The 16,781-nt window shown below is 62.1% G+C and carries 16 protein-coding genes; 11 read left to right on the forward strand and 5 right to left on the reverse strand.

The features are described from left to right. Position 1 precedes the first annotated feature (1 nt). On the reverse strand, positions 2 to 337 hold the full coding sequence (gene uspB, locus J9788_RS21675; RefSeq protein ID WP_004930978.1) for a universal stress protein UspB: 336 nt from the start codon (positions 335 to 337) through the stop codon (positions 2 to 4). A 434-nt stretch (positions 338 to 771) separates the two neighbouring features. On the opposite strand from uspB, the gene J9788_RS21680 reads away from it, so the two are divergent. From J9788_RS21680 to J9788_RS21725, 10 genes are all read left to right on the forward strand, one after another. Next, on the forward strand, positions 772 to 1,545 hold the full coding sequence (locus tag J9788_RS21680) for an SDR family oxidoreductase (protein ID WP_046898658.1): 774 nt from the start codon (positions 772 to 774) through the stop codon (positions 1,543 to 1,545). Between the two features lie 104 nt (positions 1,546 to 1,649). Next, a complete protein-coding gene (locus J9788_RS21685) occupies positions 1,650 to 2,558 on the forward strand; it encodes a LysR family transcriptional regulator (RefSeq protein ID WP_182265688.1) in 909 nt (302 codons plus the stop codon). A gap of 267 nt (positions 2,559 to 2,825) precedes the next feature. Then, positions 2,826 to 3,263, forward strand: coding sequence for a universal stress protein UspA (uspA, locus tag J9788_RS21690; RefSeq protein WP_004930988.1), 438 nt, complete (start codon positions 2,826 to 2,828; stop codon positions 3,261 to 3,263). 200 nt (positions 3,264 to 3,463) lie between these two features. Then, on the forward strand, positions 3,464 to 4,807 hold the full coding sequence (gene gdhA / locus J9788_RS21695) for an NADP-specific glutamate dehydrogenase (RefSeq protein ID WP_021505207.1): 1,344 nt from the start codon (positions 3,464 to 3,466) through the stop codon (positions 4,805 to 4,807). A 329-nt stretch (positions 4,808 to 5,136) separates the two neighbouring features. Next, the gene (locus tag J9788_RS21700) at positions 5,137 to 6,123 is read left to right on the forward strand and encodes an autoinducer 2 ABC transporter substrate-binding protein (RefSeq protein ID WP_033636379.1); all 987 of its coding nucleotides are present in this window, start codon (positions 5,137 to 5,139) and stop codon (positions 6,121 to 6,123) included. A gap of 105 nt (positions 6,124 to 6,228) precedes the next feature. Next, positions 6,229 to 7,728 carry a sugar ABC transporter ATP-binding protein gene (locus J9788_RS21705; RefSeq protein WP_046898656.1) on the forward strand — a complete coding sequence of 500 codons (1,500 nt, stop codon included), beginning with the start codon at positions 6,229 to 6,231 and terminating at the stop codon, positions 7,726 to 7,728. Then, positions 7,721 to 8,710 carry an ABC transporter permease gene (locus tag J9788_RS21710; RefSeq protein ID WP_015379367.1) on the forward strand — a complete coding sequence of 330 codons (990 nt, stop codon included), beginning with the start codon at positions 7,721 to 7,723 and terminating at the stop codon, positions 8,708 to 8,710. The genes J9788_RS21705 and J9788_RS21710 overlap by 8 nt, the downstream gene beginning before the upstream one ends. Position 8,711: 1 nt before the next feature. Continuing rightward, the gene (locus J9788_RS21715) at positions 8,712 to 9,665 is read left to right on the forward strand and encodes an ABC transporter permease (RefSeq protein WP_094141595.1); all 954 of its coding nucleotides are present in this window, start codon (positions 8,712 to 8,714) and stop codon (positions 9,663 to 9,665) included. Positions 9,666 to 9,675: 10 nt separating this feature from the next. Further along, a complete protein-coding gene (locus J9788_RS21720) occupies positions 9,676 to 11,313 on the forward strand; it encodes an FGGY-family carbohydrate kinase (RefSeq protein ID WP_004931001.1) in 1,638 nt (545 codons plus the stop codon). Beyond that, the gene (locus J9788_RS21725) at positions 11,313 to 11,912 is read left to right on the forward strand and encodes an SIS domain-containing protein (RefSeq protein ID WP_182265687.1); all 600 of its coding nucleotides are present in this window, start codon (positions 11,313 to 11,315) and stop codon (positions 11,910 to 11,912) included. The genes J9788_RS21720 and J9788_RS21725 overlap by 1 nt, the downstream gene beginning before the upstream one ends. Before the next feature lie 28 nt (positions 11,913 to 11,940). Here J9788_RS21725 and rsmJ read toward each other — a convergent pair whose 3' ends face one another. The 4 genes from rsmJ to J9788_RS21745 all read right to left on the reverse strand — a co-directional run bounded on the left by rsmJ (position 11,941) and on the right by J9788_RS21745 (position 15,739). Further along, positions 11,941 to 12,687, reverse strand: a complete 747-nt coding sequence (rsmJ, locus tag J9788_RS21730; protein ID WP_028128290.1) for a 16S rRNA (guanine(1516)-N(2))-methyltransferase RsmJ — start codon at positions 12,685 to 12,687, stop codon at positions 11,941 to 11,943. Positions 12,688 to 12,695: 8 nt separating this feature from the next. Continuing rightward, the gene (gene prlC / locus J9788_RS21735) at positions 12,696 to 14,738 is read right to left on the reverse strand and encodes an oligopeptidase A (protein WP_033645356.1); all 2,043 of its coding nucleotides are present in this window, start codon (positions 14,736 to 14,738) and stop codon (positions 12,696 to 12,698) included. A gap of 118 nt (positions 14,739 to 14,856) precedes the next feature. Beyond that, entirely contained in the window at positions 14,857 to 15,318 is a 462-nt protein-coding gene (locus tag J9788_RS21740) for an HIT family protein (RefSeq protein WP_046898653.1), read from the reverse strand. Positions 15,319 to 15,334: 16 nt separating this feature from the next. After that, positions 15,335 to 15,739, reverse strand: a complete 405-nt coding sequence (locus tag J9788_RS21745; RefSeq protein ID WP_182265686.1) for an ASCH domain-containing protein — start codon at positions 15,737 to 15,739, stop codon at positions 15,335 to 15,337. A 135-nt stretch (positions 15,740 to 15,874) separates the two neighbouring features. On the opposite strand from J9788_RS21745, the gene J9788_RS21750 reads away from it, so the two are divergent. Then, positions 15,875 to 16,717, forward strand: a complete 843-nt coding sequence (locus tag J9788_RS21750; protein ID WP_033636386.1) for a 23S rRNA (adenine(2030)-N(6))-methyltransferase RlmJ — start codon at positions 15,875 to 15,877, stop codon at positions 16,715 to 16,717. The last annotated feature ends 64 nt before the right edge of the window (positions 16,718 to 16,781 follow it).

Here is a 16,781-nt window from a genome sequence, read left to right on the forward strand (position 1 = left end):
ATTAATACCAAATCATCATCGCTATCAGGCAGATGACCACCAGGCCGCACAGGGCCGAAGTCAGCATAAACTGCCCGCGCACCCGCTCGCAGCGGCGAATAAACTCCGGATCGTGGTGCTCGACATAGCGCTGCGCGAAAATATAACGCACCAGCCTCAGCTGCTTGCTGGGTTGGCCGTGGGCGGTAAAGAAGCCGCCGCCGTCGACATATTGGTACAGCAGCGGGTCACAGCCGCGCAATACCACCAGCAGCGCGCGCAGAGAAGAGTAATACCGCACCATGTTAACCACACACACCACACACAAGGCCCAAAACAGCGCGACGGTACTGATCATGATTGCCCCCTCAAGGCGTTGTTATCCGCGGCCATCCGCCGGGTCCAACCGCCCTACCTCATTACCCGATACTCTGCTGGAGCTTACCGCTCTCATCCCCTTTTTTTGCCTGCACGGGCCACGCCCATAACCCACCGCCTCCGAAGACGTTGCCGCACCGCACGATGAGATTTGCACGGCATGGTTCTACTCAGAGGAGAAATGATGAGGCCCATATCCATCATTGTAGGTTAATGAAACGCAAACTGGCCTGAGCAGTGGATAAAATTTACCGTCCTGTGCCGAAAAGTCACCTGCCGGGGCGTTATAAGCGATAACCGCCCGTTTTCGATTAGGCTGTTTTTATGGATAGTCTATCCCGCGCCACGCCGCTGATCTTTCCCCCCACGCTGGCTAGACTCAGGTTTCCGTTACGCTTTTCCAAGGAAACTGTTATGGCAAACCATTCAATCAAGGGAAAAACCGTCCTGATCGCCGGCGGTGCCAAGAACCTCGGCGGACTGATCGCGCGCGATTTGGCTGAGCAAGGCGCCAAAGCGGTGGTGATCCACTACAACAGCGCCGCCTCCAAAACCGAGGCGGAGAAAACCGTCGCCGCCATTCAGGCCGCCGGGGCGCAAGGCGTCGCGCTGCAGGCCGATCTGACCACCGCAGGCGCGGTCGAGAAGCTGTTCGCCGATGCTGTCGCCGCCGTCGGCAAGCCGGATATCGCCATCAATACCGTCGGCAAGGTGCTGAAAAAACCGATGATCGACATCAGCGAAGCCGAGTACGACGAGATGACCGCAGTCAACGCCAAAACCGCGTTCTTCTTCCTGAAAGAAGCGGGTAAGCACCTTAACGACAACGGCAAAATCTGCACGCTGGTCACCTCGCTGCTCGGCGCCTTCACGCCGTTCTACGCCGCTTACGCCGGCACCAAAGCGCCGGTGGAGCACTTCACCCGCGCCGCCGCCAAGGAGTTCGGCGAGCGCGGCATCTCCGTGACGGCGGTCGGCCCCGGCCCGATGGATACCCCGTTCTTCTACCCGGCGGAAGGCGCGGACGCCGTGGCCTACCACAAGACGGCGGCGGCGCTGTCGCCATTCAGCCAAACCGGCCTGACCGATATCGAAGACGTGGTGCCGTTTATCCGTCATCTGGTCAGCGATGGCTGGTGGGTCACCGGCCAAACCATCCTGATCAACGGCGGCTACACCACCAAATAAACCCGGCGGGGGCACCTATCGCCCCCGCACCTGCTCGCGCGCAACCGCGCCATGCGGCTACACTCTCTGTCAGAAACGGCGCCAAGGAACAGCAGGTCAACGAGATGGACAGATTCAATCAATATCGCGTATTCGTGCAGGTGGCGGAGATGGGCAGCTTTATCCGGGCGGCCCATGCGCTGGAGGTGCCGCGCGCCTCGGTGTCCGCCGCCGTTCAGCAACTGGAAACGCAGCTGGGCGTGCGCCTGCTGCACCGCACCACACGGCAAGTGCGGCTGACCGCCGACGGCGAACAGCTGCTCGAACGGCTGCGCCCGCTGCTGGCCGAGGTGGAGGATATCGATCAGTCGTTTCAGGCCAGCCAACGGCAGGCCTCCGGGCGGCTCAGCGTCGACGTGCCGAGCCGCATCGCCCGTCGGCTGATCGCGCCGGCGCTGCCCAGCCTGCTGCGGCGCCACCCTCATCTGCAGCTGGTGCTCGGCTCCGCCGATCGCGCCATCGATCTGGTGCAGGAAGGGGTCGACTGCGCGGTGCGCGTCGGCGATCTGCACGACAGCAGCCTGGTGATGCGCCCACTCGGCCATATCGCGCTGATCAACTGCGCCAGCCCCGCCTACCTGAGCGAATTCGGCCATCCTCTCCATCCCGCCGACCTCGCCAAGGGGCACTGGAGCATCGGCTACGCCTCGCCCAAAACCGGCCGCGAATCCCCCTGGGAATACCTGACCGGCGACGGCCACACCCAGCGGCTCGACTTGCCCAGCCGGGTGGTGGTCAACAACGCCGAAAGCTATATCGCCTGCTGCCGCGCCGGGCTGGGATTGATGCAAATCCCGCGCTACGACGTGCAACACCTGCTCGACGCCGGTGAACTGGTGGAAGTCCTGCCCGGTTACCGCGCCGCCTCCATGCCGATCGCCCTGATCTACCCCCATCGCCGCCAGCGTTCCCGCCGTTTGGCGGTGTTTCATGAGTGGTTTGAAAGCCTGCTGCAACCGCATCTGGAGCGCTGATTGCACATTTAGCGCTATACTTTGTTTAATAACGCTTATAATTCAAGCGGTCAGACCGTTAAAACCCGCATAACCCTTAGGCTTTTTCGCCGCGCGGGTGTACAACGAAAGGTATCGTGCGCAGAGATTTTCGATGCGGCGCAGTGTGATCGCCCCAACATATCATTGCGTTATCCGAATGATACTATGGAACCAAAAGCGCCAGGCGGGTACACGGAACGCCTGCTAACCCTTTTTAATCGGCATGTTTATGGAAGGAGTATTCTTATGGCTTACAAACACATATTGATCGCGGTAGACCTATCCCCGGAAAGCAAGATCCTGGTAGAAAAAGCCGTCTCTATGGCGCGGCCGTATAACGCCAAAGTTTCTCTGATCCACGTCGATGTCAACTATTCCGATCTCTATACCGGCCTTATCGACGTCAATCTCGGCGACATGCAAAAGCGCATCTCTGAAGAAACCCACCAGGCGCTGACCGAGCTGTCGCAAAACGCCGGCTACCCGATCACCGAGACCCTGAGCGGCAGCGGCGATCTGGCGCAGGTGCTGGTGGACGCCATCAAGAAATACGACATGGATCTGGTGCTGTGCGGCCACCACCAGGACTTCTGGAGCAAACTGATGTCTTCCGCTCGCCAGCTGATCAATACCGTGCACATCGATATGCTGATCGTGCCGCTGCGCGACGAAGAAGACGAATAAAGTAAGCGCTTGCTAACTTAACTGCCCAACGCCCGCGCCCTGCGGGCGTTTTTCATGCCGCCACGCCGATTAATCGCTTGATAATCAACCGCCCTCCGATGATATAGTCGCTAAAGACACAACATCCTCCCCCGAGCATCACCTATACCCAAATCTATAAGAAATAGCGGGGGAAAATTTAATGCTAAAAGGAGTTATCCATGGAATATGCCGTATCGGTAGAGTCTTTCCTGTCCTCGTTACAACGCCATAACCCCCACCAGCCGGAATATCTGCAGGCCGTGCGCGAAGTGTTCACCTCGCTGTGGCCATTTATCGAGCGCAACCCGCGCTATCGCGAACAGGCGCTGCTGGAGCGCCTGGTGGAGCCCGAGCGCATCATTCAGTTCCGCGTCAGCTGGGTGGACGATCGCGGCCAAGTGCAGGTCAATCGCGCCTTTCGCGTCCAGTTCAACTCGGCCATCGGCCCCTACAAGGGCGGCATGCGCTTCCACCCGTCGGTAAACCTGTCGATCCTGAAGTTCCTCGGCTTTGAGCAGACCTTCAAGAATGCGCTGACCACCCTGCCGATGGGCGGCGGCAAAGGCGGCTCCGATTTCGATCCGAAGGGCAAAAGCCAGGGCGAGATCATGCGTTTCTGCCAAGCGCTGATGACCGAGCTGTATCGCCACTTGGGCCCGGACACCGACGTGCCGGCCGGCGACATCGGCGTCGGCGGCCGTGAAGTCGGCTTTATGGCCGGCATGATGAAGAAACTGTCCAACAACACCGCCTGCGTGTTTACCGGCAAAGGGCTCTCCTTCGGCGGCAGCCTGATCCGCCCCGAGGCGACCGGCTACGGCCTGGTGTACTTTACCGACGCCATGCTTCAGCGCCACGGCCTGGGCTTTGAGGGGATGCGGGTGGCAGTGTCCGGCTCCGGCAACGTGGCGCAGTACACCATCGAGAAAGCGTTGGAGCTGGACGCGCGCGTGATCACCGTGTCGGATTCCGGCGGCACTCTGGTGGACGAAGACGGCTTCACCACCGAGAAGCTGGCGCACCTGGCGGAGATCAAAAACCAGCGCTACGGCCGGGTGGCGGACTACGCCCGCGAACGCGGCCTGACCTACCTGGCGGGCCAGCAGCCGTGGAACGTGCCGGTGGATATCGCCCTGCCGTGCGCCACGCAGAACGAACTGGATCTCGAGGCGGCGCAGACGCTGATCCGCAACGGGGTGAAAGCGGTGGCGGAAGGCGCCAACATGCCGACCACCATCCAGGCCACCGACGCCTTCCTCGACGCCGGCGTGCTGTTCGCGCCCGGCAAGGCGGCCAACGCCGGCGGCGTGGCCACCTCGGGGCTGGAGATGGCGCAAAACGCCGCGCGCATCGGCTGGCGGGCGGAAAAAGTGGATGTACGTTTACAACATATCATGGCGGATATTCACCATGCCTGCGTGGAATACGGCGGCGAGGGCAAGCAAACCCACTATGTACACGGCGCGAATATCGCCGGTTTCGTCAAGGTCGCGGAGGCGATGTTGGCCCAGGGCGTGCTGTAATCGGGCGCAAAGGTGATCTTGTTCACACATCGATTAAATGCTTCAATGCCGGCTCCTTCGCCGGCATTTTTTTCCGCGTCCAAGCCATCGAAATGATGCAAATTAGTTAATTAAAAGTTAATAAAAAGTTATTTATAGCCGTTTGATTGGTAGTAAATTTACCACCACTAAATAATTAAACATTTATTTAACAATAAATACGCCAGTATTTTACTTAAATGTGCACAGATCACATTTCATTAACTTCGGCTACGCTCCCTCTTCCATTCCTTTGTAATCTGCAGCGGTGGAAAAACCGCCACCCCTACAGATAAAAAAAGGTACAGCTAATGAAATTTAACCTCGCATTATTAAATGCATGTGTGGTTTCTGCGTGCATGTTATCGACAACACCTGTGTTCGCCGCTGATAAATATGAGATTGCCGTGGTTGCCAAAGTGACCGGCATTCCGTGGTTCAACCGCATGGAAGTGGGCGTCAACGAAGCGGCGAAAAAACTCGACGTCAACGCTTACCAGACCGGCCCGTCTACGCCGGATCCGGCCGCGCAGGTCAAGGTGATTGAGGATCTGATCGCCAAGAACGTCAACGCCATCATCGTGGTGCCGAACGACGCCAAGGTGCTGGAGCCGGTGCTGAAAAAAGCGCGCGACAAAGGCATCGTGGTGCTGACCCATGAATCCCCGGATCAGCAGATCGGCCAGTGGGACATCGAGACCATCGACAGCGAGAAATACGCGCAGGCCAACGTCGATGAGCTGGCGAAGGACATGGGCGGCAAAGGCGGCTACGCGATCTACGTCGGCTCGCTGACCGTGCCGCTGCACAACGCCTGGGCCGATTCCGCCATCAAATACCAGAAAGAAAAATACCCGGACATGTTTGAAGTCACCTCGCGCTTGCCGGTGGCGGAAAGCATCGATAAATCCTACGCCACCACGCTGGATCTGATGAAAACCTATCCGCAGATGAAGGGCATCATTGGCTTCGGTTCGCTCGGCCCAATCGGCGCCGGCCAGGCGGTGGCCAAGAAACGCGCCAAGGACAAAATCGCGGTAGTGGGCATCGCCATGCCGGCGCAGGCCGCCCCTTACCTGATGCGCGGCGACATCAAGAAAGCGCTGCTGTGGGATCCGAAAGACGCCGGTTATGCGCTGGTGACGGTGGCCGACCAGCTGCTGCAGGGCAAAGAAGTGAATAAGGACCTGTCGATCGAGGGCCTCGGCAAAGCCGACGTCGATATGGAACACAAAGTGATTCGGTTTAATAAGATTTTGGAAGTGACCAAAGACAACGCCCAATCGCTCGGATTCTGATTTTTCGCGTAATTTCGCCACACCGGGAAAGTAGTTAAACCCTCGTAGGGGCGCAGCGTTGCTGCGCCCAGGGCTTCGGCCGCTACGCAAGCACAGGTTAACGTTATGACAGCCTCCCCCGCATTTATCACCCTGGAGAATATCAGCAAGCGATTCCCAGGCGTGCTGGCATTAGACCAGATCAACCTGACGCTGAATAAAGGCGAAGTGCACTGCCTGGCCGGGCAAAACGGCTGCGGCAAAAGCACCATCATTAAAATCATCTCCGGCGTCTATCAGCCGGAAAAAGGCGCCAATATTTCGCTGGAAGGCAAACTCTTCCACGCCCTGACGCCGCAGCTGTCCGGTTATTACGGCATACAGGTGATCTACCAGGACCTGTCGCTGTTCCCTAACCTGACGGTGGCGGAAAACATCGCCATCCACCGTTACCTGCCCGGCGGCCACTTCTGGGTGCGCAAGCGGGTGATGCGCCAGACGGCGCTGGACGCCATGGCGCGGGTCGGCGTACACATCGATCCCGATAAAAAAGTAGAAAAACTGTCGATCGCCGATCGGCAGCTGGTGGCGATTTGTCGCGCCATCGCCGCCGAAGCGCGGTTGGTTATCATGGACGAACCGACCGCCTCGCTGACCCGCCAGGAGGTCGACGGCCTGTTGCGGGTGGTCAACGAGCTGAAGGCGGCCGGCATCTGCGTGGTGTTCGTCAGCCACAGATTGGATGAAGTGATGGAAGTCGCCGATCGCATCAGCGTGATGCGCGACGGCAAGCTGGTGGGCACCTGGCCGGCCAGCGAACTGGACAGCCATGAACTGGCGTTCCTGATGACCGGCCAACGCTTCCATTACAGCCCGCTGCCCCCGCTGCCGCCGGCCGAACAGGCGCCGCTGCTCGAGGTGCGCAACCTCAGCCGCGGCGAAAAATACCGCAACGTCAATCTGGCGCTGCGCGGCGGCGAGATCGTCTCGATCGTCGGCCTGCTCGGCGCCGGCCGCACCGAACTGTGCCTCAGCCTGTTCGGCATGACGCGGCCGGACAGCGGCGAGATCCGCATCGAGGGCCGGGCGGTGCAGCTGCACAACAACCGCGAAGCGGTGCGCCACGGCATCGGCTATGTGTCGGAGGATCGTCTGACGCAGGGATTGATCATGGAGCAATCGATCTACGACAACACCATCGTCACCGTCTTCGATCGGCTGCATACCTCGCTCGGGCTGCTGGATCACGCCAGGGCGACCGAACTGGTCAACCGGCTGATCCGCGATCTGAACATCAAGGTGTCCGACAGCGCATTGCCGGTGAAAACCCTGTCCGGCGGCAACGCCCAGCGCATCGCCATCGCCAAATGGGTGGCGACCCAGCCGAAGATCCTGATCCTCGACTCGCCCACCGTCGGCGTGGACATCGCCAACAAAGAGGGGATCTACCAGATCGCCCGCGATCTGGCGCAGCTGGGCATGGCGGTGCTGATGATCTGCGACGAGATCCCGGAAGCCTATTACAACAGCCATCGGGTGATGGTGATGCGCAAGGGCGAGCTGATCGCCGAATTCGCGCCGCACCAGAGTACCGAACAACAGATCGCCGAGGTGGTGAATGGATAAGTCATTATTGGCCCGCCTGGCCGGGCGGCACGAGTTTTATCTCGGCCTGCTGGTGCTGCTGCTGGCGATCGGCCTGAGCGCCGGCACCGATGAGTTTCTGACGCTCGGCAACCTGACCGACGTCGCCACCAGCTACGCCATTCTCGGCATCCTGGCCTGCGGGCTGTTCGTGGTGCTGATCGCCGGCGGCATCGACATTTCGTTCCCGGCGGTCACCGCCATCGCGCAGTATGTGATGGCCAGCTGGGTGATCCAGCACGGCGGCAGCTTCCCGCTGGCGTTCGCCCTGGCGATTGGCGTCGGCCTGCTGCTCGGGTTGGTGAACGGTTTCCTGGTGTATTGGCTCAAGGTGCCGGCGATCATCATCACCATCGCTACCCTTAACCTGTTCTACGGCCTGCTGGTGTACGCCACCAACGGTACCTGGCTGTACGGCTTCCCGGACTGGTTCATGAACGGCATCAACTGGTTCTCGTTCCAGGGCGCCGACGGTTACGACTACGGCCTGACGCTGCCGCTGCTGTGCCTGCTGGCGACCATCGTCGTCACCGGCGTGCTGATGAACCGCACCCGGCTGGGGCGCCAGATCTACGCCATGGGCGGCAACCGCGACGCGGCGTCGCGCCTGGGGTTGAACCTGCTGCGGCTGCACTTCTGCGTCTACGGCTATATGGGCATTCTGGCCGGCGTCGCGGCGGTGGTGCAGGCGCAGATCACCCAGTCGGTGGCGCCCAACTCGCTGCTCGGCTTCGAGCTGACGGTATTGGCGGCGGTGGTGCTGGGCGGCACCAGCATGAGCGGCGGCCGCGGATCGTTGACCGGCACCCTGCTCGGCGTGGTGCTGCTGGCCTTCCTGCAAAACGGGCTGACGCTGCTCAGCGTCTCGGCCTATTGGCACCAGGTATTCAGCGGCGCGATCATTTTGATCAGCATCAGCACCACCGCCTGGAACGAAAAACGCAAGCTGCTCAAGGAGATCTGACATGACGCAGTTAACTCGGTTGATCCCAAACGATCGGATCATTCGCCTGCAGGGCGCGATCATCATCGCGGTGGCGCTGCTGTTCGCCGGGCTGCTCGGATCGCGCTTCTTCAGCCTCGGCAACTTCCAGTCGATCGCCTCGCAGCTGCCGATCCTCGGCCTGCTGGCGCTCGGCATGGGCATCACCATGCTGACCGGCGGCATCAACCTGTCGATCATCGCCGGCGCCAACGCCTGTTCGCTGGTGATGGCGGCGATCATCGTCAGCCATCCCGACCAGCCGCTGTTCCTGGCGCTGGCGCTGTTGGCCGGCCTGCTGGTGGCGGTGGCGATCGGCACGCTCAACGGCGCGCTGGTAGCCTGGATAGGCGTCTCGCCCATCCTCGCCTCGCTCGGCACCATGACGCTGATCACCGGCCTGAATATTCTGCTGTCCAACGGCGCGGTGATCTCCGGCTTCCCGGCGGCGATTCAATTTCTCGGCAACGGCGCCGTGCTCGGCGTGCCGGTGGCGCTGATCCTGTTCCTGCTGGTGGCGGTGGGTCTGTGGCTGCTGCTGGAGCACACCACGCTGGGGCGCAGCCTGTACCTGATCGGCTCCAACGAGCAGGCCACCCGCTTCAGCGGCGTGAACACCGCGCGGGTGCAGATCGCGGTGTATATCCTGTCGGCGCTGCTCGGCTGGGGCGCCGCGCTGCTGATGATGGCCAAGTTCAACTCGGCCAAGGCCGGCTACGGCGAATCTTATCTGCTGGTGACCATTCTGGCCTCGGTGCTGGGCGGCATTAACCCGGACGGCGGCTTCGGCCGCATTCTGGGACTGGTGCTGGCGCTGATCGTGCTGCAAATGTTGGAAAGCGGCCTCAATTTGCTGGGGGTCAGCAGCTACCTGACCATGGCCCTGTGGGGCGGCGTGCTGATCCTGTTTATCGCGTTACAGAATCGAAAAGCCTGAGGAGAAAATAATGGCGAGCTATTTTATTGGCGTAGATGTGGGCACCGGAAGCGCGCGCGCGGGCGTATTCGATCTCAATGGCCGCATGGTCGGCCAGGCCAGCCGGGCCATCGATCTGTACCGGCCGAAGGCGGATTTCGTCGAGCAGTCGTCGGATAACATCTGGCAGGCGGTGTGCAATGCGGTGCGCGACGCGGTCAACCAGGCCGACATCAACCCGATCCAGGTCAAAGGGCTGGGCTTCGACGCCACCTGTTCGCTGGTGGTGCTGGATAAAGAGGGCAAACCGCTGACCGTCAGCCCCTCCGGCCGCACTGAGCAGAACATCATCGTGTGGATGGATCACCGGGCGATCGCCCAGGCCGAGCGCATCAACGCCACCAAACATCGGGTGCTGGACTTCGTTGGCGGCATCATTTCGCCGGAGATGCAGACGCCGAAACTGCTGTGGCTGAAGCAACACATGCCCACCACCTGGGCCAACGCCGGTTACCTGTTCGATCTGCCGGACTTCCTCACCTGGCGCGCTACCCAGGACGCCACCCGCTCGCTGTGTTCAACGGTGTGCAAGTGGACCTATCTCGGCCACGAGCAGCGTTGGGACAAGAGCTACTTCCAGCAGATCGGGCTGGAAGACGTGCTGGAACACGACGCGGCCAAGATCGGCAGCGACGTTAAAATGATGGGCGAGCCGCTGGGCCACGGCCTGACTCAGCGCGCCGCCAGCGAGATGGGGCTGATCGCCGGCACGGCGGTGAGCGTGTCAATCATCGACGCCCACGCCGGCACCCTCGGCACGCTGGGCGCCACCGGCGTCTCCGGCGAGGTGGCCGACTTCAACCGCCGCGTCGCGCTGATCGGCGGCACCTCCACCGGCCATATGGCGATGTCGCGCACCGCGCGCTTTATCGGCGGCGTCTGGGGGCCGTATTATTCGGCGATCCTGCCGGAATACTGGTTGAACGAAGGCGGCCAGTCCGCCACCGGCGCGCTGATCGACCACGTCATCCAGTCGCACCCGTGCTATCAGGAGCTGCTGGCGCAGGCGAAAACTCAGGGCCAGACCATCTATGAGGTGCTGAACGCCATTCTGCGCCGCATGGCCGGCGAGCCGGAGAACATCGCTTTCCTGACGCAGGACATTCACATGCTGCCGTACTTCCACGGCAACCGCTCGCCGCGCGCCAACCCGACGCTGACCGGCATCCTGACCGGGCTGAAGCTGTCGCGCACGCCGGAAGACATGGCGCTGCACTACCTGGCCACCATTCAGGCCATCGCGCTCGGCACCCGCCACATCATCGAAACCATGAACCACAGCGGCTACAGCATCGACACCATCATGGCCAGCGGCGGCGGCACCAAGAACCCGATCTTCGTGCAGGAGCACGCCAACGCCACCGGTTGCGCCATGCTGCTGCCGGAGGAGAGCGAAGCGATGCTGCTGGGCGGCGCGATGATGGGCACCGTGGCGGCCGGCGTGTTCGACACCTTGCCGGAGGCGATGAGCGCCATGAGCCGCATCGGCAAGACGGTGACGCCGCAGACCAACCAGATAAAAAGCTACTACGATCGCAAATACCGGGTGTTCCACGAGCTGTACAACGACCACATGAAATACCGCCGGTTGATGCAGGAGGAGGCGTGATGCAGCAAGAGTGGCGGCAGGCCGTGCAGGGCTGGCAAACCTACAGCCAGGAGCTGGCGCAGCTGAGCGAGCGCCTCGATGCGCACACCTGGCAACGGCTGCTGGCGCTGCTGGCCGACTGCAGCGGTAAAATCGCCGTCACCGGCGTCGGCACCTCGGGGATTGCGGCGCGCAAGATAGCCCATATGCTGGCCTGCGTGGAGCGGCCGGCGGTCTATCTCGACGCCACCGGCGCGGCGCACGGCGATCTGGGCTTCCTGCGCGCCGACGATCTGCTGATCCTGATCTCGCGCGGCGGCAATTCCGACGAGCTGACCCGCCTGCTGCCGACGCTGCAGGCCAAGGGAGTGACGCTGATCGCGGTGACGGAAAACCCGCATTCCGCCATCGCACAGGCGGCGCAGCTGACAATCGCCTCCGGGGTGCGACGGGAGATCGATCCGCTGAACATGCTGGCCACCACCTCGATTGTGCTGGTGTTGGCGATCTTCGACGCCGCCTGCGCCTGCCTGATGACGCGCAGCGGCTATGACAAGGCCGCCTTGCTGGCGGTGCATCCGGCCGGCGGCGTGGGGAAAAGTTTGCGGAAGGGAAACTGAGGGCCCGACACGGCGGGCCCGGCTGACATTACAGCGGCATGTAGATATCGAAACGGTGGCTTTTGGTCAGCGTGGCGGCGTGCGCCGGCACGTCGGCCAGCGGCGGCGCGTAGTCCGGGCGTTTCACCACCACGCGCTTGGTCGCCAAACGGCGCGCCGGTTCCAGCAGGCCGTCGGCGTCATCGTCGCTGCCCACCAGCGATTGGAACACCCGCATCTCTTTCTTCACCAGCGCGCTTTTCTGCTTGTGCGGGAACATCGGATCGAGATACACCACCTCCGGGCGCGGGCTGAGATCCGCCAGCGCCGTCAGGCTGGAGGCGTGCAGCAGCGTCAGGCGCTCGCGCAGCCACGGGCCGATTTCCGCATCCTGATAGCCGCGCTGCAGGCCGTCGTCCAGCAATGCCGCCACCACCGGATTGCGCTCCAGCATCCGCACCCGGCAGCCCAGCGCCGCCAGCACGAAGGCGTCGCGCCCCAGCCCGGCGGTGGCGTCCACCACGTCCGGCAGGTAGCTGCCCTTGATACCGACCGCCTTGGCCACCGCCTCGCCGCGGCCGCCGCCGAAGCGGCGCCGGTGCGCCATGGCGCCGGAGACGAAATCGACGTAGATCCCGCCCAGCTTCGGCTCGTCGCGCTTGCGCAGTTCCAGCCGCTGCGGGGTCAATACCAGCGCCATCGGCGCGTCGTCGTCGGACGTCAGCCGCCAGCGCTGCGCCAAAACAGACAAGGCGCCGGGATCGGCGCCTGCTTCACACAATAAACACACGCTCACGTGTCGGGTTATCCTTTAATGCCGTAATGGCGCAGCATAGCATCCAGCTGCGGCTCGCGGCCACGGAAGCGTTTGAACAGCGCCATCGGCTCTTCCGAACCGCCGCGCGACAGGATGTTGTCGAGGAAGGATTTGCCGGTCTCGGCGTTGAAAATCCCCTCTTCTTCGAAGCGCGAGTAGGCGTCGGCCGACAGCACTTCCGCCCACAGGTAGCTGTAGTAACCCGCCGCGTAGCCGCCGGCGAAGATGTGGCTGAAGGCGTGCGGGAAGCGGCCCCAGCTCGGCGAAGGCACCACCGCCACCATTTTCTTCACTTCCGCCAGCGTCGGCAGGATCTGCGCCCCTTTCTCCGGACTGTATTCGAAGTGCATGCGGAAATCGAACAGACCGAACTCCAGCTGGCGCAGAATGAACAGCGCCGCCTGGTAATTCTTGGCCGCCAGCAGCTTGTCGAGCATGGCCTTCGGCAGCGGCTCGCCGCTCTGGTAGTGGCCGGAGATAAACGCCAGCGCTTCCGGCTCCCAGCACCAGTTTTCCATAAACTGGCTCGGCAGCTCGACCGCATCCCACGGTACCCCGTTGATGCCGGAGACGCCGGCGGTATCGATCTGCGTCAGCATGTGGTGCAGACCGTGGCCGAACTCGTGGAACAGCGTCGTCACTTCGTTATGGGTGAACAGCGCCGGCTGGTCGCCCAGCGGGCGGTTGAAGTTGCAGGTCAGGTAAGCGACCGGTTTTTGCAGCGTGCCGTCGGCCTTGCGCAGGCTGCCGACGCAGTCGTCCATCCAGGCGCCGCCGCGTTTGTTTTCGCGGGCGTACAGATCGAGGTAGAAGCTGCCGCGCAGCTCGCCGTCGGCGTCGAACAGATCGAAGAAGCGCACATCCGGATGCCAGGTATCCACGTCTTTACGCTCTTTGGCGGTGATGCCGTAAATGCGTTTCACCACTTCGAACAGCCCTTCCACCACCCGCTGTTCCGGGAAGTACGGGCGCAGCTGCTCGTCGCTGATGGAGAACAGGTGCTGCTTTTGTTTTTCGCCGTAATAGGTGATGTCCCAGGCGTCGAGCTCGTCCACGCCATAGTGCTGTTTGGCGAAGGCGCGCAGCTGCGCCAGCTCCTGCTCGGCCTGCGGGCGGGCGCGCTTGGCCAGATCGCTCAGGAAGCCGATCACCTGCTCCGGACTTTCCGCCATCTTGGTCGCCAGCGACTTGTCAGCGTAGGTGTCAAAGCCCAGCAGCTGAGCCAGCTCATGGCGCAGCGCCAGCGTTTCCGCCATCACTTCGCTGTTGTCCCATTTGCCGGCGTTCGGCCCCTGATCGGAGGCGCGGGTGGCGAAGGCGCGGTACATCTCTTCACGCAACGCGCGGTTGTCGGCGTAGGTCAGCACCGGCAGGTAGCTCGGCATGTCCAGCGTCAGCAGCCAGCCGTCCTGCTCTTTGGCCTGCGCCATCGCCTGGGCCTGCGCCAGGGCGCTTTCCGGCAGGCCGCTCAGCTCGGCTTCGTCGGTAATCAGTTTGCTCCAGCCCATGGTGGCGTCGAGCACGTTGTTGCTGTAGGTAGAGCCCAGCTCGGACAGGCGCGCGACGATCTCGCCGTAGCGCTGCTGTTTATCCGCCGACAGGCCGATGCCCGACAGTTCGAAGTCGCGCAGCGCGTTGTCCACCGCCTTGCGCTGCGGCACGCTCAGCGTCTCGAACGCCGCGCCCTCTTTCAGGCTGCGGTAGGCCTGGTACAGCCCTTCGTGCTGGCCGACCCAGGTGCCGTACTCGGACAGCAGCGGCAGCGCCTGCTCATAGGCGGCGCGCAGCTCCGGGCTGTTTTTCACCGAGTTCAGGTGCCCGATCGGCGACCAGATGCGCGACAGGCGATCGTCCGACTCCGCCAACGGCTGACACAGATTGTCCCAGGTGAACGGCCCCGGCTGCGCGACCACGCGCTCTACCGCGGCGCGGCAGTCCGCCAGCGCGGATTGCACCGCAGGCACGATATCTTCAGGGCGGATCGCCGAGAACGGCGGCAGGGAAAACGGGGTCAGCAACGGATTTGTCATAGGGCAGTCCTGATTAGCGTTGGGGCCCGCTACGAGGGCGAGCCTTAAAATGCGTATGAATCTCTAACATGGAGCCAGGCAACAGGAAAATCAATGCCCGGCGTTGATCGTTCGTGCCTTAAACGGCGCATTGGCGAATGCGGGCGGCCAGCGCCGCCAGCTGTTCGTCGTCGGCGCGCGCCGCGTCGTGGGAGGAAATGTAGCCTTCGTAACGCGTGAAAAACTTCGGCGAGGTCGATTCGATCGGCCGCCACTGCGCCAGCGACGCGGTGCCGTGCAGCGGGATCAGTTTGGCATGCACATGGTCGACGCCGTAGCCCTCGAACACCATGCCGCAGCGGCCGACGTCGTCGAACGCGCGATCCAGCTGCCGCGCCACCCGTTTGGTCGCCAGCATCAGCGCGCTCAGCACCTCGTCCGGCAGCTCAAACGCGTAGCTCGGGTGGTGCTCCTTGGGGATCACCACGCTGAAACCGTCGGTGTTGGGAAAGATGGACAGGAACGCCAGATGGTCGTCGTCTTCCCAGATTTTATGGCACGGCGCCTTGCCCGCCACGATGTCGCAAAAAATGCAGCTCATCCTTTCTCCTTGTGATTCACAGCGTTTCAACCCGTTCGAATTCTTCGAACACCAGCCACATGTCCGGCGCAAAGCTCCCCTCGCGGGTAAAGAATGCCTGATGCCCCTCGCGCCAAAATGCCAGGCTTTTGTCGCCTTCGCCCTCTTTGGCCGCCATCTCGGCGGTCACCTGATAGTAGCGCACCAGGCGCAGCGCCAGGGTTCTGATCACGCAGGCCGGTTCGCCGCGGCCATCGAGAACAATGCTGTAATCGCCGATCCTCGGGGTTTGTTCCCGACGATAGCTCGCATAGGAACTGCAGGTGGCGGTCTTCTCCCCGCTCAGCACCAATCCCAGCAGTTCGTCGGCTAACGCGGGGCCGTCGCCGAACGCCCAGCGCGCCGCGTCGGGGTAATTCGCCAAAATCGCCTGTTTGCTCATCGTCCTGTCCCTTTCTGTTAACGTCTGCGGCAACGGAGTCCGGTTTTTCCCGGCCAGACAGTTTATACTGTGCAGATTATAAGCCTTATTGCATTGAATGCTCCGTCTGCGGAGCACAAGGAACCGCCACCCGTCATGTTAAGTTATCGCCACAGTTTCCACGCCGGCAACCACGCCGACGTGCTCAAACACACCGTTCAGAGCCTGATCATCGAATCGCTGAAGGAAAAAGAGAAGCCGTTCCTGTATCTGGATACCCACTCGGGCGCGGGCCGTTATCAGCTCAGCGGCGAACACGCCGAGCGCACCGGCGAATACCTGGAAGGCATCGGCTTGCTGTGGCAACGCGACGATCTGCCGGAAGAGCTGGCGGCCTATATGAGCGTGGTGCACAACTTCAACCGTTCCGGCACGCTGCGCTACTATCCCGGCTCGCCGCTGATCGCCCGCCAGCTGCTGCGCCCGCAGGATAAAATTCACCTGACCGAGCTGCACCCGAGCGATTACCCGCTGCTGCGCAGCGAGTTCCAGAAAGACGAGCGCGCCAAAGTGCAGCGCGCCGACGGCTATCAGCAGCTGAAATCCCAGCTGCCGCCACCGTCGCGCCGCGGCCTGATCCTGATGGACCCGCCGTATGAAATGAAGACCGATTACCAGGACGTGGTCAAAGGCATTCAGGAAGGCTACAAGCGCTTCGCCACCGGCACCTACGCGCTGTGGTATCCGGTAGTGATGCGCCAGCAGATCAAACGCATGCTGCGCGATCTGGAAGCCACCGGCATTCGCCGCATCCTGCAGATCGAGCTGGCGGTGAAACCCGACAGCGATCAGCGTGGCATGACCGCCTCCGGCATGATCGTCATCAACCCGCCGTGGAAGCTGGAGCAGCAGATGAAAAACGTGCTGCCGTGGCTGCACAAGGTGCTGGTGCCGTCGGGCATCGGCCACCATCTGGTCAACTGGGTGGTACCGGAATAATCCCCGGCAGGGCGCGGTTCGCCGCGCCCTGCGTCCGCCTATCACAGCCATCGACGCAATCTTT

Origin of the sequence: Serratia sp. X10 (genome assembly GCF_017811775.1) — a bacterium.
GTDB classification, from domain to species: Bacteria; Pseudomonadota; Gammaproteobacteria; order Enterobacterales; family Enterobacteriaceae; genus Serratia; species Serratia ureilytica.